The 21,516-nt window shown below is 63.7% G+C and carries 19 protein-coding genes; 14 read left to right on the forward strand and 5 right to left on the reverse strand.

The annotated features are described in order from the left end of the window. Positions 1 to 3: 3 nt before the first annotated feature. Together KJP28_RS08625 and KJP28_RS08630 are read left to right on the forward strand one after the other, a co-directional pair. Positions 4 to 1,212 carry an MFS transporter gene (locus KJP28_RS08625; RefSeq protein ID WP_218392152.1) on the forward strand — a complete coding sequence of 403 codons (1,209 nt, stop codon included), beginning with the start codon at positions 4 to 6 and terminating at the stop codon, positions 1,210 to 1,212. Between the two features lie 44 nt (positions 1,213 to 1,256). Continuing rightward, the gene (locus tag KJP28_RS08630) at positions 1,257 to 2,324 is read left to right on the forward strand and encodes an AbrB family transcriptional regulator (RefSeq protein ID WP_218392153.1); all 1,068 of its coding nucleotides are present in this window, start codon (positions 1,257 to 1,259) and stop codon (positions 2,322 to 2,324) included. A 3-nt stretch (positions 2,325 to 2,327) separates the two neighbouring features. On the opposite strand, the gene KJP28_RS08635 is transcribed toward KJP28_RS08630, so the two are convergent. From KJP28_RS08635 to KJP28_RS08650, 4 genes are all read right to left on the reverse strand, one after another. Continuing rightward, positions 2,328 to 2,612, reverse strand: a complete 285-nt coding sequence (locus KJP28_RS08635; RefSeq protein ID WP_218392154.1) for a hypothetical protein — start codon at positions 2,610 to 2,612, stop codon at positions 2,328 to 2,330. 165 nt (positions 2,613 to 2,777) lie between these two features. Beyond that, positions 2,778 to 3,941 carry a M24 family metallopeptidase gene (locus tag KJP28_RS08640; protein ID WP_218392155.1) on the reverse strand — a complete coding sequence of 388 codons (1,164 nt, stop codon included), beginning with the start codon at positions 3,939 to 3,941 and terminating at the stop codon, positions 2,778 to 2,780. Further along, positions 3,938 to 4,972: a pyridoxal-phosphate dependent enzyme gene (locus KJP28_RS08645; RefSeq protein WP_218392156.1), complete on the reverse strand. Its 1,035-nt coding sequence runs from the start codon at positions 4,970 to 4,972 to the stop codon at positions 3,938 to 3,940. Before KJP28_RS08645 ends, KJP28_RS08640 begins: the two co-directional genes overlap by 4 nt. Continuing rightward, on the reverse strand, positions 4,972 to 6,369 hold the full coding sequence (locus KJP28_RS08650) for an aminotransferase family protein (RefSeq protein WP_218392157.1): 1,398 nt from the start codon (positions 6,367 to 6,369) through the stop codon (positions 4,972 to 4,974). The genes KJP28_RS08645 and KJP28_RS08650 overlap by 1 nt, the downstream gene beginning before the upstream one ends. A 135-nt stretch (positions 6,370 to 6,504) precedes the next feature. Here KJP28_RS08650 and KJP28_RS08655 point away from each other — a divergent pair, with 135 nt between their 5' ends. From KJP28_RS08655 to KJP28_RS08665, 3 genes are all read left to right on the forward strand, one after another. Continuing rightward, positions 6,505 to 6,888 (forward strand): acyl-CoA thioesterase, encoded by a 384-nt coding sequence (locus KJP28_RS08655; protein WP_218392158.1) that lies wholly within the window; start codon positions 6,505 to 6,507, stop codon positions 6,886 to 6,888. An 82-nt stretch (positions 6,889 to 6,970) separates the two neighbouring features. Beyond that, a complete protein-coding gene (locus tag KJP28_RS08660; protein WP_218392159.1) occupies positions 6,971 to 8,002 on the forward strand; it encodes a phosphatase PAP2 family protein in 1,032 nt (343 codons plus the stop codon). Positions 8,003 to 8,072: 70 nt separating this feature from the next. Then, the gene (locus KJP28_RS08665; protein WP_218392160.1) at positions 8,073 to 10,457 is read left to right on the forward strand and encodes an ATP-dependent helicase; all 2,385 of its coding nucleotides are present in this window, start codon (positions 8,073 to 8,075) and stop codon (positions 10,455 to 10,457) included. A 383-nt stretch (positions 10,458 to 10,840) separates the two neighbouring features. On the opposite strand, the gene KJP28_RS08670 is transcribed toward KJP28_RS08665, so the two are convergent. Continuing rightward, positions 10,841 to 11,062, reverse strand: a complete 222-nt coding sequence (locus KJP28_RS08670; RefSeq protein ID WP_218392161.1) for a DUF1127 domain-containing protein — start codon at positions 11,060 to 11,062, stop codon at positions 10,841 to 10,843. A gap of 284 nt (positions 11,063 to 11,346) precedes the next feature. On the opposite strand from KJP28_RS08670, the gene KJP28_RS08675 reads away from it, so the two are divergent. The 9 genes from KJP28_RS08675 to mraY all read left to right on the forward strand — a co-directional run bounded on the left by KJP28_RS08675 (position 11,347) and on the right by mraY (position 21,299). Beyond that, entirely contained in the window at positions 11,347 to 12,426 is a 1,080-nt protein-coding gene (locus tag KJP28_RS08675; RefSeq protein ID WP_218392162.1) for an Mrp/NBP35 family ATP-binding protein, read from the forward strand. A 43-nt stretch (positions 12,427 to 12,469) separates the two neighbouring features. Further along, the gene (locus tag KJP28_RS08680) at positions 12,470 to 12,925 is read left to right on the forward strand and encodes a VOC family protein (RefSeq protein ID WP_218392163.1); all 456 of its coding nucleotides are present in this window, start codon (positions 12,470 to 12,472) and stop codon (positions 12,923 to 12,925) included. Between the two features lie 674 nt (positions 12,926 to 13,599). Continuing rightward, entirely contained in the window at positions 13,600 to 14,100 is a 501-nt protein-coding gene (gene mraZ, locus KJP28_RS08685; RefSeq protein WP_218392834.1) for a division/cell wall cluster transcriptional repressor MraZ, read from the forward strand. Next, complete coding sequence (rsmH, locus tag KJP28_RS08690) at positions 14,100 to 15,086, forward strand: 16S rRNA (cytosine(1402)-N(4))-methyltransferase RsmH (RefSeq protein WP_218392164.1); 987 nt, start codon at positions 14,100 to 14,102, stop codon at positions 15,084 to 15,086. The genes mraZ and rsmH overlap by 1 nt, the downstream gene beginning before the upstream one ends. A gap of 6 nt (positions 15,087 to 15,092) precedes the next feature. Then, the gene (gene ftsL / locus KJP28_RS08695; RefSeq protein WP_218392835.1) at positions 15,093 to 15,485 is read left to right on the forward strand and encodes a cell division protein FtsL; all 393 of its coding nucleotides are present in this window, start codon (positions 15,093 to 15,095) and stop codon (positions 15,483 to 15,485) included. Then, positions 15,482 to 17,263: a peptidoglycan D,D-transpeptidase FtsI family protein gene (locus KJP28_RS08700; protein WP_218392165.1), complete on the forward strand. Its 1,782-nt coding sequence runs from the start codon at positions 15,482 to 15,484 to the stop codon at positions 17,261 to 17,263. The genes ftsL and KJP28_RS08700 overlap by 4 nt, the downstream gene beginning before the upstream one ends. A gap of 20 nt (positions 17,264 to 17,283) precedes the next feature. After that, positions 17,284 to 18,771 carry a UDP-N-acetylmuramoyl-L-alanyl-D-glutamate--2,6-diaminopimelate ligase gene (locus tag KJP28_RS08705; RefSeq protein ID WP_218392166.1) on the forward strand — a complete coding sequence of 496 codons (1,488 nt, stop codon included), beginning with the start codon at positions 17,284 to 17,286 and terminating at the stop codon, positions 18,769 to 18,771. Further along, positions 18,768 to 20,192: a UDP-N-acetylmuramoyl-tripeptide--D-alanyl-D-alanine ligase gene (locus tag KJP28_RS08710; protein ID WP_218392167.1), complete on the forward strand. Its 1,425-nt coding sequence runs from the start codon at positions 18,768 to 18,770 to the stop codon at positions 20,190 to 20,192. The genes KJP28_RS08705 and KJP28_RS08710 overlap by 4 nt, the downstream gene beginning before the upstream one ends. Positions 20,193 to 20,210: 18 nt before the next feature. Next, on the forward strand, positions 20,211 to 21,299 hold the full coding sequence (gene mraY, locus KJP28_RS08715; protein WP_218392168.1) for a phospho-N-acetylmuramoyl-pentapeptide-transferase: 1,089 nt from the start codon (positions 20,211 to 20,213) through the stop codon (positions 21,297 to 21,299). Positions 21,300 to 21,516: the final 217 nt, after the last annotated feature.

Consider the following 21,516-nt stretch of genomic DNA (forward strand, 5'->3'; position numbering starts at 1 on the left):
AGCATGAGCCTTGACGCGCACTTGTCGCCGCACCGCTGGGTCGTGGTGTTCGCCTCGGCATTGATCCTTGCATTGGCGATGGGATCGGTCGTCAACGGCATGTCCGCTTACGTCGTGCCGTTGGAAACGCTGCATGGCTGGGATCGCGGCGACATCGCCCTGATCAACGTGGCCGGGATCGTCGGTCTGGCGGCCGGCGGCCTGTTGATGGGGCCGATCGCCGATCGTCGCGGAACACGGCCCGTGGTGCTTGTCGGCGTGACCGCGTTGGGGTTGGCCTATCTCGCGGCAGCGGCCGCAACGGCGCTTTGGCATTACTACGCCCTGATGTTTCTCGGCGGCTTTTTCGGCGCTGCGGCGATTTTCGCGCCGATCATGGCTTTCGTCGGCAAATGGTTTCCTGTGGGCGCGGGGCTCGCCATCGGGATTGCCTCGGCGGGGCAGGCGCTCGGTCAGGGCGGCGTGCCGTTCATGTCGTCCTACATGATCGAAAGCCTCGGGGTCTCCGGTGCGCTGGCATTGACCGGCGGACTGATGCTCGTGATCCTGATCCCGCTCGCGACGCTTCTGCGCCCGGTGCCCGCAGCGCGTACCGGACAGGCCGTGACGCGGGATGATGCCGAAGGCTATCCGCCCTTCCGCCTTGTCGTGCCGACGATGTGCGTGGCCATCTTCCTGTGTTGCACCTGCATGTCGGTGCCGCTCATGCACCTCGTGCCTTACATCCAGGATTGCGGTTTCACGGCCGATCAGGCCGGTGGCGTCATTTTCCTGATGTTGATGGTCGGTATCCTCGGGCGTGTCGCCTTCGGAAAGTTTTCCGACATGATCGGTGCCATCCCCGCTTACATGGTCGCGACCGCGTGGATGACGCTTCTGATCTACGGCTTCATTCTCATCAACGATCTCTCGGCGTTCTACCTGTATGCCCCGATCTACGGTTTCGGTTATGCCGGCGTCATGACCGGCGTTCTGACCACCATCTCCGCCAACACGCCGCCGTCGCGCCGCGCGTTCGCCGTTGGCGCCGTCACCACATTCGGTTGGCTCGGCCATGCCAACGGCGGGTTTATGGGCGGCTGGCTCTATGACCTGACCGCGGATTATTCCGTCGCCTATGGTGTGGCCGCCTTGTCGGGCGCGCTGAACCTCGTCGTCGTCGGCTGGCTCTATTACATGATCCGCAGGCCGCAGCAGCCCGTGCCAGCCTGATCACGGCATCTTGCACCCGGACCTGAGCCGCCTATACCTGCCGTATGCGTGTCCCTCCTCCCCGACATCTTGTCTTCTCCGCAGCCCTGCTCGTCGTGGGCGCGGCGCTCGGGTTCGTGTTCCTCTGGATCGGAACGCCGCTGCCCTTCATGCTGGGCAGCCTGATCGGCTCGGCGATCATCGCCATGACCTTCGGACACAGCTTTCCCGAGGGCTACGTCTTCCCCATGCGGTTCCGCGAGGTTTTCGTCGGCGTGATCGGCGTGATGATCGGAGCGCAGGTGACGCCGGAAATCCTCTCGCTGATCCCCAAGATGGCCTATTCGATCCCGGCCATCCTCATCTTCGTCGTTATTGCGCATTGGGGAAATTACAGGATTTTCCGGGGGTTGGGCAGGCTCGACCCTCACACGGCCTATTATTCCGGGTCGCCGGGCGGGCTTATGGAGGCCATCGCGTTCGGTGAGGAGGACGGAGCCGATCTGCGCGTTCTGACGATCCTGCAATTTCTACGGATCATCGTCGTGGTCGCCATCCTGCCGTTCGCGATTTCGATTTACGAAGGGGCACCGGTGGGGTCTGCGGCAGGGCTTTCGTTCTCCGACGACCCCGCGCAATGGCACGATATCGCGTTGACCCTCGCACTCGCGGTGATTGGGTTATGGCTCGGCGGGCTGGTGCGCGTACCGGCGGCGCAGCTGACCGGACCGCTGCTTCTCGTCGGGGTCGCGTCGGGCTTCGGGCTGATCGACCTCGTCATCCCCGCGTGGCTCGTCGCGACCGCGCAGGTCGTTCTTGGCACGAGCCTTGGCCTTCGTTTCGTGGGGCTTACGCGCCGGATGCTGGTGCAGGGTCTTGGTCTCGCCACCGTGTCGGGGGCGTTCATGCTGGGTCTTGGTGTGCTGTTCGCCTTCGCGCTATCGCGGTTCGCCGGATTGGACATGGAAACGCTCATCATCAGCTTCGCGCCCGGTGGCGTCACTGAAATGAGCCTTATCGCCTTGTCGCTGACGGGCAATCCGGCCTTCGTCACGCTTCATCATCTCGTCCGCATTCTCGCCGCGGTGGGGGAGCTGGCACTGGTCAAGAAGCTCGGCTGGCTGAACCGCTGACGCCTACTTGTTCGCGTCGATCCAGCGGCTCATCAACCCTGCGTCTCGGAAGCATTCGTCCGGGATCGCCCGCCGCTTGATGCGCGAAATCTTCTCCGCGAACGCCACCTGCCGCGACGTGGCGCTGCCGCCGGTCGTGTTCCGCGTCTTGTGCCGATCAATCCAGCTCGACAGCGCCTGCCGGGTCTCGAGCGACCCGCGCGGGATGGGCATATCCAGTTTCCGCGCAATGGCGCGCGCGTAGTTCAATTGCTTGTCGGTCGGGGGAAGGGGGTTCGTTTCGTACATGTTCGCGTCTCCCAAGCTCAATGAGAACATAAATAGAACATTTGTTCTCACCTGCCAAGTCTTGTGGTATCAACGCTTCGTGATGCCATATGTTCCCGCCCCGGACGGGTGTTGGGACGCAGGAATTACGTGGATCGGGGCGAATTTGTGCCAAAGTGGGGTAGGTCAGGCCGGAAGCTGACGGATGGGATCGCCTTGCGGGGTGGAGAGCCACTCCGCACCCGTTTCGGTCACGACGACGTTCTCCTCGTGCACCATGATCCGGCCCGGTCCCGTCTCGATCCCCGGCTCGAGCGTCAGCACCATGCCCGGTTGCAGCACCGTGTCGTCCGCAGCGATCAGAGATGGGGGCTCGGTCAGAGACATGCCAAGGCCGTGACCAAGGCGACCTCCGTCCGTGCCCGCACCGCCCTTGGTCAGGAGGCGGTCCATGGCGTGAAACGCCTCGGCGGCGGTCGCGCCGGGACGCAGGCATTCAAAACTCGCGCGCGTGGCGTCGATCAACGTCGCATGGGCATCCTGAACCGCGCGCGACGGCTCCCCCACGCTATAATTCCTGTCGAAGTCGCAGAAATACCCGTCGCGCATCAGTCCGGTATCGAGCATCAGCACGTCACCCGCGACAAGCGGCGCGGTCGTCGCGGGCGAAATCACGTCGCCATAGCCGCCGGGGCCAGCGCCGCCTGCGAGGTAAGGCACCCAATCCGCCCCTTCCTCGAGACAGAGCATCTGGAACCTGCGAAAGACTTCGGCCAGCGGTGTTCCGGCCTGCGCAATTTCATGGACCCGGTCGAACGCACGATCGGCGACGGCACAGGCTTCGCGGATCAGGTCGATCTCAAGCGGTGATTTCACCATCCGCGTCCCGCGCATCACGCCCGCGTCGTCCGTGAACAGGCGGTCGGGCAGGGCGCGCTGGAGCCGCTCCCAATCGGCCAGAGGCATCCTCACATGCGTCTCCCGGCCCGATGGCACCGCGACCTTCTCGCCAGTCCCGGTCACATCGCGCAGCGCATCGGCGAGCAACCCGATACCGTCATCGGTATAGTCCGGCGCGCGCCACGTGCGGATGTCGTCGATCCAGCTTTGCCCCATCAGGTTCGCCCCGATCGAGGGGATGACAGCAACCGGATCGCCCGTGGCAGGAACGATCACGAACCACGGTCGTGTCGGGCTTTCCCAGAACCGGGTCAGAAAGCCGGTGACGTAGCGGATGTCTGCGTCTGTCGTCAGCAAAAGCGCGTCACGCCCCTCACGCGCCATGCCTGCCTGTGTCGTCGCGACGCGGTCGCGATACTCGCTGTCCGGAACCCTGGCCGGTCCCGTCATTCCGCGCGTTCCGACAAGATCGTGAGCACGCGAGACGAACCATCCAACCCAAACGCGCCCTGAGCCGCAATGCAGCCCGCAATCCCAGCGGCCCCCGATGGCGTTGTCCCGAGGCCAGCTGCGGCGCAGGCTTCGGCGCCTGCGGCACCCTCGGCTTCCGTGATGGTCAAGAAATCATCCGCATCGCGCGCAAGCCCCTTGAGCGCGATCAGCGACGGCTCCTTGCAATCCAGCCGGCCCATTTCTGAAACCGGGCCTTCTGCCACGGTCGGCGCACCCGCCTCGATGGAACCGAAGAGAGCAGTCGCGGCGTCAGGTTCGACGACTACGATCCGGGGCGTGTCGCCCCACATCCTGCGCGCACTGGCAGCGGCGGCACCGGCCAGACCGCCGACCCCGGCCTGAAGGAAGATATGGGTGGGCGGCGCGTCGAGCTGGTCTTCGATCTCGGCCATCAGGATCAGGTATCCCTCCATGAGGATATGTGGCAACTCGGCATACCCCGGCCATGAACTGTCAGACAAAAGAGCCGCGCCGGTGGCCTGGGCCTCGGCTTCCGCCGCCGCCATGCTGGCCTCATACGTTGCGCCGGCCCGCACGACCTCTGCGCCCTCGCGTTGCAGTCGTTCCGCAAAGGCGTCGGGGACGGTTTCCGACAGGAATATCCGTGACTTGGCGCCGAACGTTCGCGCGCCTGCCGCAACCGAAAGACCGTGGTTCCCCGCACTGGCCGCGACATATGTCTGACCTTTCGCGCGTCCTTCCTCCGCATGAACCGCGATGACATGCGCGGCCCCCAGCGCCTTGAAGCTGCCCAGACCCATCCGTCCACGCTCATCCTTGATCCGCATCTCGCCAACCCCTGCCAGCCCAGCAAGCGCGGGCGAGGCGACGAGCGGTGTGACCCGGTGCTCCGGGCAGCGGTCGATCCGGGTGAGCGCGGCGCGTGCGTCGCTTTTCGGATAGGGCATCTGTTCGAGGGCCGGGTGGTCCAGCCCCGTCTTGCGATAAGGGTTCGCGGCTCGCCGCATCAGCCCCCGAACACCTCGGACAAGGCCCCGTCGACGGCTTCCGTAATCGCGTCGATATCGGCTGCGGTGGCGATCAGGGCGGGCGAGAAGCACAGAACGTTGTTCAGCCCCGGAACCGATCTGTTGGACGCCCCGATGATGACCCCGCGCGCGGCGCAGGCGGCGACCACGGCCCCGATGTCGGCCTCGGACACGACCTCTTTCGTCTTGCGGTCCTTCACAAGTTCGAGCCCCTGGAAAAGCCCGATTCCGCGAACGTCACCGATCACCTCATGCTTTTCTTCCAGCGCCTTGAGGTTCGCGGTCAGCCGCTCGCCCATCTTGGCGGTGTTCTCGACCAGCCCTTCATCCTCGATGATCCGCATGTTCTCGAGCGCCGCCGCCGGGCCGCCGGTGCAACCCCCGAAGGTCGAGATGTCGCGGAAATGGTCGAGCTTGTCTTCCGGGTGCTCCTTGAACATGTCGAACACCCGCTCGGTCGTGACGCAGCAGGCGATGGCGGCATAGCCGGATGCGACACCCTTGGCGAGCGTCACGAAATCCGGCTCGATCCCGTAATGCTGGTAGCCGAACCACTTGCCGGTCCGCCCCATGCCGCACACGACCTCGTCGATATGCAAAAGCACGTCGTATTTCCGGCAGATCTCCTGCACCCGGTCCCAGTAGCCGGGCGGGGGTGTGATGACGCCGCCGCCTGCGGTGATCGGCTCCAGGCAAAGCGCGCCTACGGTGTCGGGGCCTTCGGCGAGGATGGTCTCCTCGATGGTCTGGGCCGCAACATAGCCGTATTCCTCCTCAGAGAGGTCGCCAAGACCCTGATCCGCCGCGCGGTAATACATGCAATGCGGCACGCGCACGAAATCCGGAGCCAATGGCCCGTATTGCATGACGCGCTCGTCCTGACCGCCCGCCGACATCGTGCCATAGGTGCCGCCATGATAGTCGCGGTCGCGGTAGAGGATCTTCGTCTTCTTGCCCCCGTATTTCTTGTGCGCGATCTGGCGCACCATCTTGAAGGCTTTCTCGTTCGCCTCCGACCCTGAGTTGCAATAATAGACCCGGCTCATCCCCGGCATCTTCTCGATCAGCTTCTCGGCGAAAATCGCGCCGGGCACGGTTCCGGCGGCCCCCGCGAAGTAGTTCATCTTCACAAGCTGGTCTCGGACCGCATCGGCGATGCTCTCGCGCCCGTAGCCCACGTTCACCGTCCAGACAGCCCCCGACACGGCGTCGATGAACTCGCGCCCCTGCTGGTCCCAGACCCGAATGCCTTTGCCCTCGACGATGATACGCGGCTCGCCCGTCTCGAAGGGTTTGTGCTGCACGAGATGGTGCCAGACATGCGCCTTGTCGGCCTCGACGACATGGGAAATGTCGTTGTCGGTATAGCCGTCCATGAAGAACCTCCGGGGTCGTTTGGTGGGTTTTGATTATTTGATCAAAAAAACGATAGGCAGGGCGGGGTGTCTTGTAAATGGACGACTTGTGGGTGGGGGCCTGACTGATAACTTGGTCTCAAAACGGAGGGACCAATGACCGAAACCATGCCCGAGAGCCATGCGGTGCTGCGCACCGTCGCCATGCCGTCCGACGTCAATGGCGCGGGCGATATTTTCGGCGGATGGGTGCTGAGCCAGATGGATATCGCCGGCGGCATCATCGCAATCGAGAGGGCCGGGGGCCGTGTGGCGACCGTCGCGGTCGAGGCGATGAAGTTCATCAGGCCGGTGAAGATCAACGACATCCTGTGCATCTACGGTGAAGTCGAAAGCGTGGGCACCACCTCGATCGCGGTCCGGCTCGATGCCTGGGTGCTGCGCGGATACAAAGGGGCGAGCGAGAAGGTGACGGAAGGCGTATTCACCTTCGTGGCGCTGGATGAAGAGGGCAAAAAGCGACCCATCCACAACACCTGACGAAGAAGCGAACCGGCGCGATTGATCGGCATGCTATTCCGGCCTATCCGTCGTTCGAAAAGGTCGCGCGAGAGGCACCGAAATGATGTTCAATCCATTGCGGCGCTATGGCATTTGCCTGCCCAAGGTCCTGTTCGGGCTTGGCTTTCTGTTGATCGCACTCGCCCAACCCGTCCGCGCCGAGGTCAGATACTCATTCGGTGACCGGATCCCCTCCCATCACGGCGGATACTGGCTTGAAGGCATGCCGTCGGTCTATTTCTCCGACACCGGCGAAACCCGGTTCGAAAAGGCCGGTCGCACCTTCGCGCAGTCCATCGGCGGGCCGAAAACCTGGGGCACGGAAATGGCCAACATCGGCCTCTTTCCGTTCCGCGAGCCGGTGATCGCCGGCGCGGCGGCGCTGGGCATCGGCGTGCTCATGGCCAACGACTACAAGCTCACGGCCTATTATCAGGACAAGATCGAACCGCTGTTCGACTGGTTCACCCCCGGACCGATCATCCCGCGTGATGCCGCCCCGTTTCTGGGCCGGATCTCCTATGAAGATCAATACATGCTCGCGGGTATGGGGCTGACCTACGCCTACGGCTTCGCGTTCAACGACGAGCGCGCGCAGGTCGCGGCGCTCCTGTCCGCAAAGGCAGTGGCCTATTCCTTTGTCACGACGCAACTCGTCCTGAAACCGATGTTCGGGCGGATGCGCCCGGTGCCCAACCTGTCGACCTTTCCCGGCGGCGAAGCGGGCGCTCGGAAAATCGGCTATTCCACCAACCCGTTCCAGTTCGGCAAGGCCCCCGGTATCCAGATCAACGGGCGTGTCGGCACGGCATTTCCATCCTACCATTACACGCAGTATTTCGCGGTCGCGCGGGTCTATTCCGGCGTCTACGACAATTCCTGGGTGCCATACCTCGTGGCAGGGGCGGCTGCGGTGTCGAACATCCGCGGACACCACCATTGGGTGAGCGACATGGCGGCGGGCGCGGTGGTCGGCACCATCATCGGCCAGACCGTGCTCGACAGCTACGTGGAGCGCCGGGGGTTGAACATGACCGTCATGCCGAACCTCTCGACCAAGGGCGTCGGCGCGACGTTCCACATGACCTTCTGACAGGTCTGACGCGCAAGAACATATATCGAACACCTTTTCCTTGCGCCCCGCCTGCGATAGGCTCCCGCGCATGAGCAGCTTCGACGACTCCCCCGAGCTTTCCGGTGCGCGCCCCTCCCTGAGCCAGATGGCGATGGCGGCGCGTCCGATGCCTTATCTGGATGGGCTGAACCCGGCGCAACGCGAGGCTGTGGAGGCGCTGGACGGCCCGGTCCTGATGCTCGCGGGCGCAGGCACGGGCAAGACCAAGGCGCTCACCACGCGCATCGCGCATCTTCTGAACACCGGCAAAGCGCGGCCCAACGAAATCCTCGCCGTGACCTTCACCAACAAGGCCGCACGCGAGATGAAGAACCGGGTCGGCAGTTTACTGGGCCAACCTGCCGAGGGGATGCCATGGCTTGGCACCTTCCACGCGATCTGCGTGAAGCTTCTGCGCCGTCATGCGGAACTGGTGGGGTTGAAGACGAATTTCACGATTCTCGACACCGACGACCAGATCCGGCTGATGAAACAGCTTATTCTGGCGGAGAACATCGACGAGAAGCGGTGGCCCGCCCGGATGCTCGCGGGCATTATCGATAATTGGAAGAACCGGGCTATCACCCCCGAGAACGTGCCGGCCGCCGACCACGCCCTGTTCAACAACCGGGGCACAGAACTCTACGCAGCCTATCAGGCGCGGTTGAAGACTTTGAACGCGGTGGATTTCGGCGACCTGCTCCTGCATATGGTCACGATCTTCCGCGAACACGATGACATCCTGCGCCAGTATCAAAGCTGGTTTCGCTACATCCTCGTCGATGAGTATCAGGACACCAACGTCGCGCAGTATCTCTGGCTGCGCCTGCTCGCCCAGACCCACAAGAACATCTGCTGCGTGGGCGATGACGACCAGTCGATCTATGGCTGGCGCGGGGCCGAGGTGGGCAACATCCTGCGGTTCGAAAAGGATTTTCCCGGCGCAAAAGTCGTCCGGCTCGAACAGAACTACCGCTCGACCGAGCATATCCTCGAGGCCGCCAACGGCGTGATACGGGGCAATGCCGACCGGCTTGGCAAGGAGTTGTTCACCGACGAGGGGCAGGGCGAAAAGGTCCGGCTCATCGGTCATTGGGACGGCGAGGAAGAGGCGCGCTGGATCGGGGACGAGATCGAGGCGATGCAGGGCGGTTCACGCGGCATGGACCCCAAGAGCCTCGACGACATGGCCATCCTCGTCCGCGCCTCACACCAGATGCGCGCCTTCGAAGATCGGTTCCTGACCATCGGCCTGCCGTATCGCGTCATCGGCGGCCCGCGGTTCTACGAACGCATGGAGATCCGCGATGCGATGGCCTATTTCCGCCTCGCCGTGTCGCCCGACGACGATCTCGCCTTCGAGCGGATCGTGAACACCCCCCGCCGGGGTCTCGGTGACAAGGCCGTGCAGACCATCCAGCGCACCGCGCGCGACATGGGCGTGCCACTTGTGGACGGGGCCGCGCGTTGCGTCGACGCCGGGACGATCAAGGGCAAGGGGGGCAAGGGGCTGTCCGACCTCGTGCAGGGCATCTATCGCTGGCACAGCCAGGTCAGGGACGAGGCCGACACCCATGTCGAGCTTGCCGAGATGATCCTTGAAGAATCCGGCTACACCGAGATGTGGCAGAACGACAAGACGCCCGAAGCACCCGGTCGGCTCGAAAACCTCAAGGAACTCGTGAAGGCGCTCGAGGAATTCGACAACCTGCAAGGCTTTCTCGAACACGTCGCGCTGATCATGGACAACGACTCGGATGAGGCCGAAGAGAAAGTCACCATCATGACGCTCCATGCCGCCAAAGGGCTGGAGTTTCCCGTCATCTTCCTGCCGGGGTGGGAGGACGGTCTGTTCCCATCGCAACGGTCGATGGATGAGAGCGGCCTCAAGGGGCTGGAGGAAGAGCGTCGGCTTGCCTATGTCGGCATCACCCGTGCCGAAGAACTCTGCACGATCTCCTTCGCCGCCAATCGCCGGGTCTACGGTCAGTGGCAAAGCCAGCTTCCTTCGCGCTTCGTGGATGAGCTGCCAGAGGAACACGTCGATGTGCTTACCCCGCCGGGGCTTTATGGCGGAGGATACGGCGCGGCTGGCATGGGCGCGACCGAAAGCTATTCCGGCGGCTCCCCCCTCGAAGACCGGGCGGCGCGGGCCGATGCCTACAATTCCCCCGGCTGGAAGCGGATGCAAACCCGCGGCGCGACCCGCGGCATGGCCAGCCCGAACGAAGCGCGCGGCCTGACCATCGACGCGACGGCGGTCTCGGCTTTCACGCAGGGCGACCGCGTGTTCCACCAGAAATTCGGCTACGGCTATGTGATGGGGATCGAGGGCGACAAGCTCGACATCGAGTTCGAACATGCCGGAGCGAAAAAGGTCGTGGCGAAGTTCATCGTGCCTGCCGACCGCGCCGGCGACGACATTCCCTTCTGATCCCACATTTTCCGATTACGCAAAAGAAAACGACGACGCCCGGGAGGAGGTGGACGTCGCCGTTCTTGCAAACAAATGACCTCAGGGAGGAGGAAGAGGCCCTTTGCGTCTTTGCCGGGGCGAACCCCGTATGTGTGTCCTGGGCCCCAGGGAGGAGGAGAGGGGCTTCGGACCTCGTCGGTTCCCGGGAGGAGGTGGGAACGTCCGATCTCTTGTCTGAACGGCGGCGCTCCAGGGAGGAGGAAGGAGCGCCGCCTTCAGGTCCGAACCGATCAGGGAGGAGGAAGATCGGTCCGTATCTTGGACCCGGTCGCTTCAGGGAGGAGGAGAAGCGTCCCGGGTCTTCTCACGCGTCCGGGAGGAGGTGGACGCGCTCGAAACTCTTACTTTTGCGAGCCGTAGGCGGCTTCGCGGGCCAGGAACGGGATCTCCGCGCGGGAGATGCCCAAATCGGCCAGGTCGCGGCCATCGAGGGCGCGAAGTTCGTTCAGGGTCTGGCGGTACACCTTGCGCTGGGCGCGGGCCTCGGCCAGGACTTTGAAAGTGGCAGACACGCGGTCAAGAAGGCCGTGGTCGGCGGTGCGAATGTCGGTTGCGTATGCCATTTCGTTTCTCTCTTTCTGCTCTTGGCGCGCGCCGCTTTTCGGTTAGCGCCAACATCGTGTTCGAACATGTTCCGTTCGCTTGAGACGAAAATGGGGGATTTGCTGCACCTGCACAATCCGTAGAATGCTCAATGCCGCTATGCAGCATTTGCATACGTAAGACTGACTTAATCATTTACGCAAGGTAAACCTTGGCGCGCGTCAAGTTCCGGGGCGCGGCGCCCCCCTTGTGGTCCGGGCTGAAACCCGCCACCTAAGTCCCAATAGACTTCGGAGGATGACTTATGAGTTTGACCCGCGACCGCATTCTGTCGGTTCTGTCCAGCGTGGCCTTGCCCGACAATGGCGACCTTGCATCGCGTGATATGATCCGCGCACTGACGGTCGATGGCGGCAATGTCAGCTTCGTGATTGAAGCGCCGTCGCCCGAAGTGGCTGCAGGACTCGAACCGCAGCGCAAGGCCGCCGAAGCCGCCGTGGCCGCGCTCGACGGGGTCGAAAAGGTCACGGTCATCCTCACCGCGCATGGCGCGAGCAAGCCCGCACCGCAAAAACCCGCACCCAACCTGCGCGTCGGCGGCCATCCGACTCCACAGGCCGGCCCGCAGAAAATTGCCGGTGTCGACCGCGTCATCGCCATCGCGTCGGGCAAGGGTGGGGTGGGCAAGTCCACCGTGTCGTCGAACCTCGCCGTCGCGCTCGCCGCTTCGGGCCGCAAGGTCGGACTGCTTGACGCCGATATCCTCGGGCCGAGCCAGGCGCTGATGATGGGCGTCACCGAGAAACCGACCTCGTCGGACGGCAAGCAGCTCGACCCGGTCAAGGCGCATGGGGTCGAGATCATGTCGGTCGGTGCCATCGTTGACCCGGATCAGGCGGTGGTCTGGCGCGGCCCCATGCTCATGGGCACGCTCCAGCAATTCGCGTTTCAGGTGAACTGGGGCGATCTCGACGTGCTGATCGTGGACCTGCCACCGGGCACCGGGGACGTGCAACTCACCCTGAGCCAGAAGGTCGAGATGACCGGCGCGCTGGTTGTGTCGACCCCGCAGGACGTGGCGCTTCTCGATGCGCGCAAAGCCGTGGACATGTTCCACAAGGTCAACATCCCGGTGCTGGGCATGATCGAGAACATGTCATCTTACATATGCCCCAACTGCGGGCACGAGGCGCATCTCTTCGGCGAAGGTGGCGTCGCGAAAGAGGCCGAGAAAATCGGCGCTCCGCTCCTGGCGCAACTGCCGTTGTCGCTCGACGTGCGGCTTGCGGGCGACGCGGGCAAGCCGGTTGCCCTGACCGACAGCGCGACGGGCGAAGCCTACCGCGCTCTCGCGGCGGATCTGGTTGCACGCGGCATTGCTTGACGACGATCTGCATCCGCGCTTTCCTGACAAGAGGGAGCGCGCGATGTCCAAAATCAGAACCTGCCTATGGTATGACGGCGTGGCCGAAGAGGCCGCGCAGTTCTATGTCGATCTCATTCCCGATTCAGGGATCGAACACGTCACGCCGGGGCCGGAGGGCAGGGCGCTCCTGGTAAACTTCCACCTCGCGGGCGTGCCTTATCAGGCGCTGAACGGCGGACCCACCTATGAGCTCAGCCCCGCGGCCTCGATCGCGGTCATGACCGAGGATCAGGACGAGACCGACCGCCTGTGGAACGCGCTCGTCGCGGATGGCGGGCAGGAAAGCCGTTGCGCCTGGTGCATCGACCGTTTCGGCATGAGTTGGCAAGTCGTGCCCAAGGACCTCCCGCGCTATGTCGGCGGCCCGGACCGTGAGGCGGCCGGGCGCGCGACACAGGCGATGCTGAAGATGAACAAGATCATCATCGCCGACTTGAAAGCCGCCTACGACGGCTGATCCGACCTGATCGACGGGATTTCATGGGACGGCGCGGTGCGCCACCGCGTCTTTCGGAGTCTCATGGGAAATCATGGACCATGCGCCGATTCACTGGAAAGTCAGCAGAATTCGAACATGGTATTCTATGGAATCCGAATGGAATTTCACTTATTCCACCCCTGATCCGGTGAGAATTCCCCGATCTATGGGAATTCAGGGGAACTTTTTTCAACTTTTTTCGCTACACCATATATTGTGTATACTTTTCGAAGTTATCGCAAAATAGGTCGTTTTGTTCTCTGTTTGGACACCCTAAACCTTGTGATGCGACCCCTTTGAAAACTAGATATTGTGGCGATTTCCCATAAAAAGGTGTTGCTTCCCATGAAATCCCATGGCAATCATATAACCACGATGAGGACGGGAACAAAGGGGCGCACAAGAACCCCCGAAACAACTCCCAAGTCAGGTTTCATACAGGCACCCCGCTTCGTCGAAAAAAGAGATCCGACGCGCTCGCGAGCAGACATCCCCCCAGGTGGCGACCGCGATCGGACGAACCCAGAGATGGGACGAGGGCGGCGGATTGGACAGTGGCAGCAGTTCAATCCGTCGTTTTCGTATCCAGCCCCCGAAAAGAGGGGCGAGGCGGACGGCGAACGAGGATGATTATCAAGGGGAGCCGCGGGACAGTGGCGCAGATGTTCAGAGGTGACGGGCTCCACAAGGTGGATGCGAAGGGCAGGGTCTCGATCCCGGCCCTGTTTCGTCGTGTTCTGGAAGCGACCGACCCCGACTGGACCGACGGCCTCAACGCCAATTTCGTGATCGTTTTCGGAGATCACCGCCGCAAGTATCTCGAATGCTACTCGATGGAGGCGATCTCGGAGGTCGACGACATCATCAAGGCCAAGCCGCGCGGCTCGAAGGGCCGCAAGATCCTGGAAAACATGTATTACGGTCAATCGCTCCCGACTTCGGTGGACGAGACCGGCCGGATCGTTCTTCCGGCGCGGCTGCGGCAGAAGATCGGCCTCGAGAACGAAGCCTATTTCATCGCCTCCGGCGACACCTTCCAGATCTGGAACCCGGCCACCTACGACGAGGTCGAAGCCTCCAGCAATGCCGAATACCTCGATGATCTGCCGGACGACTTCGACGTCGCCGCGCTTCTGGACGAGGATCCGCGGTGATGATGGTCTCTACCCCCGACGCCGCCCCCCATGTTCCCGTGCTGCTGCGACCGCTCCTTGACGCGGTCGCACCTGTTTCCGGGACTTGGATCGACGGCACCTTCGGGGCAGGTGGCTACGCGCGCGGGCTGGTCGAGGCCGGAGCCGAGCGGGTCATCGGCATCGACCGCGATCCGCTTGCACATGACATGGCCGCGCATTGGCTGGACGACATGCCGCAGATCGAGCTGAAGCTCGGCACGTTTTCCGAGATGGACGAGATCGCGGGCGAGTTGGTCGACGGCGTCGTGCTCGATCTCGGCGTCTCTTCAATGCAGCTCGACCAGAGCGAACGCGGATTTTCCTTCCTGCGCGACGGCCCGCTCGACATGCGGATGAGTCAGGATGGGCCCTCTGCCGCGGACCTCGTGAACGGTGCCTCGGAAGAAGAGCTCGCCGATATTCTCTATCATTACGGCGAAGAGCGTGCCTCGCGCCGCATCGCGAAGACCATTGTGCGCAATCGCACGACCAAACCGTACGAAACGACGGCGCAACTCGCCGCGACGATCGAAAGCTGCCTGCCGCGCGCCAAGCCGGGACAGAGCCACCCGGCGACCCGCAGCTTTCAGGCGATCCGAATCGCGGTGAATGACGAATTCGGACAACTCGCCGAGGGGCTCGAAGCCGCCGAACGCGCGCTGAAGCCGGGTGGAAAGCTCGCGGTCGTGACCTTCCATTCGCTCGAAGACCGCGTCGTGAAGCGCTTCATGCAACTCGCCGCCTCGTCAGGAGGCGGAGGGTCGCGTTACGCCCCCGAATCCGAACCGCACACACCACGGTTCGACCTCACCCCGCGCCGCGCCATCAGCCCGGACGACGCGGAACTGCGCGACAACCCGCGCGCCCGGTCCGCCCGACTGCGCGTGGCCAGGAGAACTGATGCCGCTGCCGAACAGGTGGACCGCACCCAACTGGGCCTTCCGGCCCCCGCATGTCGAGGATAACGCATGATGCGAACGCTGCTGTTCGTCATGTCGACGATGATCGTGATGGCCCTGGGATACTGGGCCTATCACGAGAACTATAAGACTCAGGCGGTGCTCGACGACGTCGAAGACCTGCAACGCGATATCGGCGCGAAGCGCGAGCGCCTTGCAGTGCTGCGCGCAGAATGGGCCTATCTCAACCGCCCTGATCGGCTGCGCGAACTTGCTGCGATGAATTTCGATCGCCTGGGTCTCTTCCCGCTCAGTCCCGAGCAATTCGGCAAGGTCGATCAGATCGCCTTCCCCGAAGAGCCCGATCCATTGTCGCTCCTGCCGCCGGCCGAGGCCATCGACGTTCAGGCCGCGCTGGACATGATCGAAGACCTGCCAGCTTCAACCGACGAGACCCAAGAATGACGCGCGTTCCCCTCAGGCCCCTGGCACGCATCCTCGAAGCCCGCGCATCCGGTGACGATCCGGACGCGATCGAACGCGAGAACAAGCAACAGCGCCATGACGAAATGCGCGACAGGGCCCGTCAGAGGTCCGAGGGCCGGCTTCTCGTGCTTGCCGCGTTGTTTTTCGTGGCGTTCACGACGGTAGGCGTTCGCATGGGAACGCTGTCGGCATCCGAGGCGGCCGAACCGCGCGCGCAGGCGCCGGGCGCCCAGATCGCGGCGGCCCGCGCCGACATCGTGGACCGGCAGGGCAGGTTGCTCGCGACCAACCTCACGACACATGCGCTTTATGCTCAGCCGCCGCAGATGGTCGAACCCGTCCGCGCGGCGAAAGAGCTTGCCCGCATCTTCCCGGATCTCGACGAGGAGCGCTTGATCCGTGACTTCACTGGCAAGCGTAAGTTTCTGTGGATAAAGAAAAAACTCAGCCCGGAGCAAAAGCAGGCGGTTCATGACATCGGCGATCCGGGGCTTCTGTTCGGGCCGCGCGACATGCGGCTTTACCCCAACGGCGCGGTTGCGGCCCACGTGATGGGCGGTACACGATTCGGGGTCGAAGGCGTGCGCGCCGCCGAGCTTGTCGGGGTCGGTGGCATCGAACGCGCCTTTGACGAACGGCTGCGAGATCCCGCGCAGGCCGGACAACCGCTCATGCTTACGCTCGATCTGTCGGTGCAATCTGCCGTCGAACATGTGCTCGCAGGTGGCATGCAACTGATGAACGCCAAAGGCGCCGCCGCGATCCTGATGGACGTGCACACCGGCGAAATCGTCGCTCTGGCGAGCCTTCCCGACTTCGATCCGAACGATCGTCCGCGTCCCGCGACCGAAGGCAGCCCGGCGGACAGCCCACTGTTCAACCGCGCCGTTCAGGGCGTTTACGAACTGGGGTCCACGTTCAAGATTTTCGCCGCCGCGCAAGCGATGGAGCTTGGACTCGTCAATCCCGACACGCTCGTCAATACGACCGGGCCGATCCGCTGGGGCAAACACCGCATCCGGGATTTTCACAATTACGGCAAGGAGTTGACGGTCACGGATGTGATCGTGAAAAGCTCGAACCTCGGCACCGCCCGCATCGCACAGATGATCGGGGCCGAGCGCCAGCAGGCGTTCCTGGATCAGCTTGGCTTTACCAAGCCGACGGCGATCGAATTGATCGAGGCGAGCGGGTCGCAACCGCTGCTGCCGCCGAAATGGTCCGAGCTTTCGACCATGACGATCTCCTATGGCCACGGGCTCTCCGCATCGCCGCTGCATCTCGCATCGGCTTATGCGTCGCTCTTGAACGGCGGCACCCGCGTGACGCCGACCGTGGTGAAGCAGGGGCCGATTCCCACCGGTCCGCGCATCGTGTCCGAGCGCACCTCGGAGGTCTCACGCGACATGCTGCGGCAGGTCGTGGCGCGCGGCACGGCATCCTTCGGCGAGGTCGAGGGCTACGCGGTGGGCGGCAAGACGGGGACGGCGGACAAGCCGAAGCCGAAGGGCGGCTATTATGACGACAAGGTGATCGCCACCTTTGCCAGTGTCTTTCCGGCGCATGACCCGAAATACATTCTCGTCGTGACGCTCGACGAACCCGTGGAAACCACAGGGTCCGAGCCGCGCCGGACGGCTGGCTGGACGGCCGTGCCGGTCGCGGCCGAGATCATTCGCCGCGTCGCGCCGCTCATGGGGCTGCGCCCGGAGATTGAACCTCCCGCCCCGTTGGGTGTAACACTCACCGCGAACTGAGCCGCATCCCGGAGGGAGCCATGCCACACCGAGACCCGACCAAACTCTCCACCCTGGGTCTGCGGGCGAAAGGTGGTCAAGACGTTGAAATCTCGGGCATTTCCGTGGACAGCCGCGAGGTGCGGAAAGGTCATCTGTTTGCCGCTCTGCCGGGCAGCCGCGTTCACGGCGGCGAGTTCATCCAATACGCCCTGCGCATGGACGCCGCCGCAATCCTGACCGACCCCGAAGGTGCGCGGATCGCAGCCGACGTGCTTGCCGATTACGACGTCGCCCTGATCGTCACGCAAGACCCGCGTGCCGCTCTGGCCTTCGCCTCGGCGCTCTGGTTCGGCGCGCAGCCGGAGACGATGGTCGCCGTCACCGGAACCAACGGCAAGACCTCGGTCGCCTCCTTCACGCGCCAGATCTGGCAGGAACTGGGTCTGTCGGCAGCCAATCTCGGCACGACAGGTGTCGAAGGCGCATACACTTCGCCCTCGGCGCATACCACGCCGGAACCGATCACTTTGCATCGCCTTCTGGCAGACATGGCCGCCGCGGGCGTTACCCATGCCGCGATGGAGGCGTCGTCGCATGGGCTCGAGCAACGCAGGCTCGAGGGTGTGCATCTGGCCGCCGCCGGGTTTACCAACTTCACGCAGGATCACCTCGATTACCACGAGACCTTCGAAGCGTATTTCAACGCCAAGGCCCGGCTCTTCAACCGGGTGCTGCCCGATGACGGCGTGGCGGTCATCAACGTCGACGATCCGCGGGGCCGGGAGCTTGAAGAAATCTGCGCCCTGCGCGGTGTCGAGGTGCTGTCCGTGGGCCGGACCGAGGATTGCACCCTCCAACTCACCTCGCAGCGCTACCACGCCACGGGGCAGCAGCTTCGCTTCCTCTACAACGGTCGCCCGAACACGGTGCAACTGAACCTGATCGGCGGTTTCCAGGCCGAGAACGTGCTGGTCGCAGCCGGTCTCGCCATCGGGTCGGGGTCGGCCCCGGACGAGGTGTTCGCGACCTTCGACCAGCTCAAGACGGTGCGGGGACGGATGCAACTTGCCGCGACCCGGACCGGGGGTGCCACCGTCTTCGTCGATTACGCCCATACGCCGGATGCGCTCTCTACCGCCCTCGAAGCGTTGCGTCCCCACGTGATGGGCAAGATCGTCGTGGTTTTCGGCGCGGGCGGCGACCGCGACCGCACCAAACGCCCCCTGATGGGCAAAGCGGCGGCCGATTTCGCGGACGTGGTGATCGTCACCGACGACAATCCACGCTCCGAAGATCCCGCCGCCATTCGCGCCGAGATCATGGAAGGTTGCCCCGAGGCGAACCAATACGGCGACCGGGCCGAGGCGATCCTGCGTGGCGTCGACATGCTCGACCCCGGCGATGCGCTTCTGATTGCGGGCAAGGGGCACGAAACCGGGCAGATCATCGGCGATGACGTGCTGCCCTTCGACGATGCCGAGCAGGCGAGCGTCGCCGTCGCCGCGCTCGAGGGTCGTCTCGCATGAGCTTGTGGACCGCCGCCGAAGCCGCGGCTGCGACCGGTGGACAGGCGCGCGGCGACTGGTCGGTCAGCGGCGTCTCGATCGACACGCGTACGATCGCGGGCGGTGACCTGTTCGTGGCGTTGAAAGCCGCGCGGGACGGGCACGATTTCGTCGCACAGGCTTTGGGAAAAGGGGCAGGGGCCGCGATGGTCTCGCATGTCCCGGAGGGCGTCGCGGACAACGCCCCGCTTCTGATCGTGGACGATGTCCTTGCCGCGCTCGAACGGCTCGGGGCCGCAGGCCGGGCGCGCACGCAGGCCCGCGTCGTGGCGATCACGGGTTCGGTCGGCAAGACCTCGACCAAGGAAATGCTGGCGACCGTGCTCGACCGGCAAGGGCGCTGCCATGCCGCCGAGGCGAGTTACAACAATCACTGGGGCGTGCCGCTGACGTTGGCGCGGATGCCTGTTGAGACCGACTTCGCAGTTATCGAGATCGGGATGAACCACCCCGGCGAAATCGAACCGCTCGCCCGGCTGGCCCGCCCGCATGTGGCGCTGATCACCACCGTCGCGGCTGTTCACCTCGAGGCGTTCGAGAACGTCGAAGGGATAGCGCGGGAAAAGGCCGCGATTTTCGACGGGCTGGAGCCGGCTGGCGTCGCGCTGGTCAACGGCGATCTCGAAACCACGCCGATCCTGATGGACGCGGCCATGGCGCGTGCGGGGCGGGTCGAGACCTTTGGCGCGGGGCCTGAGAACACGCTTCATCTGACCCATATCGACCTGACCGACGAGGCGACGGTGATGCAGGCCCGCCTTCACGGGGTCGACCAGCTTGTCCGCCTCGCCACGCCCGGACGCCACTTCGCGACCAATGCGCTCGCGGTTCTCGGCGCGGTCTCGGCACTCGGGGGCGATGTGACGCTTGCCGCGCGTGATCTGGCGCTTTGGCAACCACCGGCAGGGCGCGGGACGCGGGAGGTCATTCACCTCGACCCGATCGAACGGCTGGACATCACCCTGATCGACGACGCCTTCAACGCCAACCCGACCTCGATGGCCGCCGCCCTCGAAGTGCTCGCGGCGACCCGTCCGACCGATGGGATCGGGCGCGTGTCGCAGGGCCGGCGCGTGGCGGTGCTGGGGGATATGCTGGAACTCGGCGCGGACGAAGTCGCGATGCACAGGGATCTCGTGACGCTCGACGCGATGGCCGACATCGACCTAGTACATTGCGCGGGACCCATGATGCGGGCGCTTTGGGAAGCCCTGCCGGCCGAGAAACAGGGCCGCTACGCCGAGAAAGCCGCCGACCTTGCCGCCGAGGCGCATCACCTGATCGACGCGGGCGACGTGGTTCTGGTCAAGGGATCGAAGGGCGCAAAGGTGTCGCTCGTGGTTGACGCGGTGCGAAAACTGGGCCATCGGCAGAACGCTTGAGGACAGGACAGACGTGACATGCTTTATTGGTTGACCGAGCTTTCGGACGGCGGGGATTTCTTCAACCTCTTCCGCTACATCACCTTCCGCGCGGGCGCGGCCTTTTTCACCGCCCTGATTTTCGGGTTCATTTTCGGGCGGCCGCTCATCAACCTGTTGAAACGGCGTCAGAAACACGGCCAGCCCATTCGAGCGGACGGACCCGAAGGCCACCTTGAGACAAAGGCCGGTACGCCGACAATGGGCGGTGCCCTGATCCTTGGAGCCGTGACCGCCGCGACGCTTCTGTGGGCACGCCTCGACAACGGGTTCGTCTGGGTCGTGCTCGGTGTGACGCTGAGCTACGGGTTGATCGGCTTCGTCGATGACTACAGCAAGATCACGAAGAACGACAATTATTCCGGTCTGTCCGGCAAACTGCGTCTCCTGCTCGAAACTCTGATCGCGCTGGCGGCGGTCTATGTCGTGATGCAGCTCCATCCCGACGAGCTTTCCGGGCAGTTGGCGTTTCCCTTTTTCAAGGATCTTCTCGTGGGCCTCGGTTGGTTCTTCCTGCCGGCCGGAGCCTTCGTGCTGGTCGGTGCGGCGAACTCGGTGAACCTGACGGACGGGCTCGACGGGTTGGCGATCATGCCGGTGATGATTGCTGCGGCCACATTGGGCGCCATTGCCTATGCGGTTGGCCGGGTCGACGTGACCGAATACCTCGAGGTGCACTACGTGCCGGGTACGGGTGAATTGCTTATTTTCGCGGCCGGGCTGATCGGGGGCGGGCTTGGGTTCCTGTGGTATAACGCGCCACCCGCGGCGGTCTTCATGGGGGACACCGGGTCGCTCGCCCTTGGCGGGGCGCTCGGGTCTATCGCGGTGGCGATCAAGCACGAAATCGTGCTCGGCATCGTCGGCGGGCTTTTCGTGGTCGAAGCCTTGTCGGTCATCATTCAGGTGCTCTACTTCCGCCGGACCGGCAAGCGGGTCTTTCTGATGGCCCCGATCCACCACCATTTCGAAAAACGCGGCTGGGCCGAGCCGCAGATCGTCATCCGGTTCTGGATCATCTCACTGGTCCTCGCGCTGATCGGCCTGGCCACCCTCAAGATACGTTGACGGGACAGGAGCGCGGGGACTCTACACCCTGTCGCACTTGAAAAGCATTAACGCCGGGATCTGCCCCTGAAAAACGGGGCGGAGGACGGGGTTCGAGGCCTGGGAAACGCATCGTTTTAGGCCCGCCTGGGCTGCTTTCCTAATGGTGCAAAGCCCGATCACCGACCGAAAATCCACGTATGTATCGCGTATGGAACACGTATGGAAAGCGTATGGC

The organism is Maritimibacter dapengensis, assembly GCF_019218265.1.
GTDB lineage: Bacteria > Pseudomonadota > Alphaproteobacteria > Rhodobacterales > Rhodobacteraceae > Maritimibacter > Maritimibacter dapengensis.

What these genes read in the sequence shown, in the direction of transcription:
- KJP28_RS08670 (WP_218392161.1), bottom strand. Translation starts at nt 11,062, where the DNA reads ATGGCATACGCAACCGACATTCGCACCGCCGACCACGGCCTTCTTGAC.
- KJP28_RS08645 (WP_218392156.1), bottom strand. Translation starts at nt 4,972, where the DNA reads ATGCGGCGAGCCGCGAACCCTTATCGCAAGACGGGGCTGGACCACCCG.
- KJP28_RS08675 (WP_218392162.1), top strand. Translation starts at nt 11,347, where the DNA reads ATGAGTTTGACCCGCGACCGCATTCTGTCGGTTCTGTCCAGCGTGGCC.
- ftsL (WP_218392835.1), top strand. Translation starts at nt 15,093, where the DNA reads ATGCGAACGCTGCTGTTCGTCATGTCGACGATGATCGTGATGGCCCTG.
- KJP28_RS08625 (WP_218392152.1), top strand. Translation starts at nt 4, where the DNA reads ATGAGCCTTGACGCGCACTTGTCGCCGCACCGCTGGGTCGTGGTGTTC.
- KJP28_RS08635 (WP_218392154.1), bottom strand. Translation starts at nt 2,612, where the DNA reads ATGTACGAAACGAACCCCCTTCCCCCGACCGACAAGCAATTGAACTAC.
- KJP28_RS08630 (WP_218392153.1), top strand. Translation starts at nt 1,257, where the DNA reads ATGCGTGTCCCTCCTCCCCGACATCTTGTCTTCTCCGCAGCCCTGCTC.
- rsmH (WP_218392164.1), top strand. Translation starts at nt 14,100, where the DNA reads ATGATGGTCTCTACCCCCGACGCCGCCCCCCATGTTCCCGTGCTGCTG.
- KJP28_RS08700 (WP_218392165.1), top strand. Translation starts at nt 15,482, where the DNA reads ATGACGCGCGTTCCCCTCAGGCCCCTGGCACGCATCCTCGAAGCCCGC.
- KJP28_RS08660 (WP_218392159.1), top strand. Translation starts at nt 6,971, where the DNA reads ATGATGTTCAATCCATTGCGGCGCTATGGCATTTGCCTGCCCAAGGTC.
- KJP28_RS08680 (WP_218392163.1), top strand. Translation starts at nt 12,470, where the DNA reads ATGTCCAAAATCAGAACCTGCCTATGGTATGACGGCGTGGCCGAAGAG.
- KJP28_RS08650 (WP_218392157.1), bottom strand. Translation starts at nt 6,369, where the DNA reads ATGGACGGCTATACCGACAACGACATTTCCCATGTCGTCGAGGCCGAC.
- KJP28_RS08640 (WP_218392155.1), bottom strand. Translation starts at nt 3,941, where the DNA reads ATGACGGGACCGGCCAGGGTTCCGGACAGCGAGTATCGCGACCGCGTC.
- KJP28_RS08655 (WP_218392158.1), top strand. Translation starts at nt 6,505, where the DNA reads ATGACCGAAACCATGCCCGAGAGCCATGCGGTGCTGCGCACCGTCGCC.
- KJP28_RS08665 (WP_218392160.1), top strand. Translation starts at nt 8,073, where the DNA reads ATGAGCAGCTTCGACGACTCCCCCGAGCTTTCCGGTGCGCGCCCCTCC.
- KJP28_RS08705 (WP_218392166.1), top strand. Translation starts at nt 17,284, where the DNA reads ATGCCACACCGAGACCCGACCAAACTCTCCACCCTGGGTCTGCGGGCG.
- mraY (WP_218392168.1), top strand. Translation starts at nt 20,211, where the DNA reads ATGCTTTATTGGTTGACCGAGCTTTCGGACGGCGGGGATTTCTTCAAC.
- KJP28_RS08710 (WP_218392167.1), top strand. Translation starts at nt 18,768, where the DNA reads ATGAGCTTGTGGACCGCCGCCGAAGCCGCGGCTGCGACCGGTGGACAG.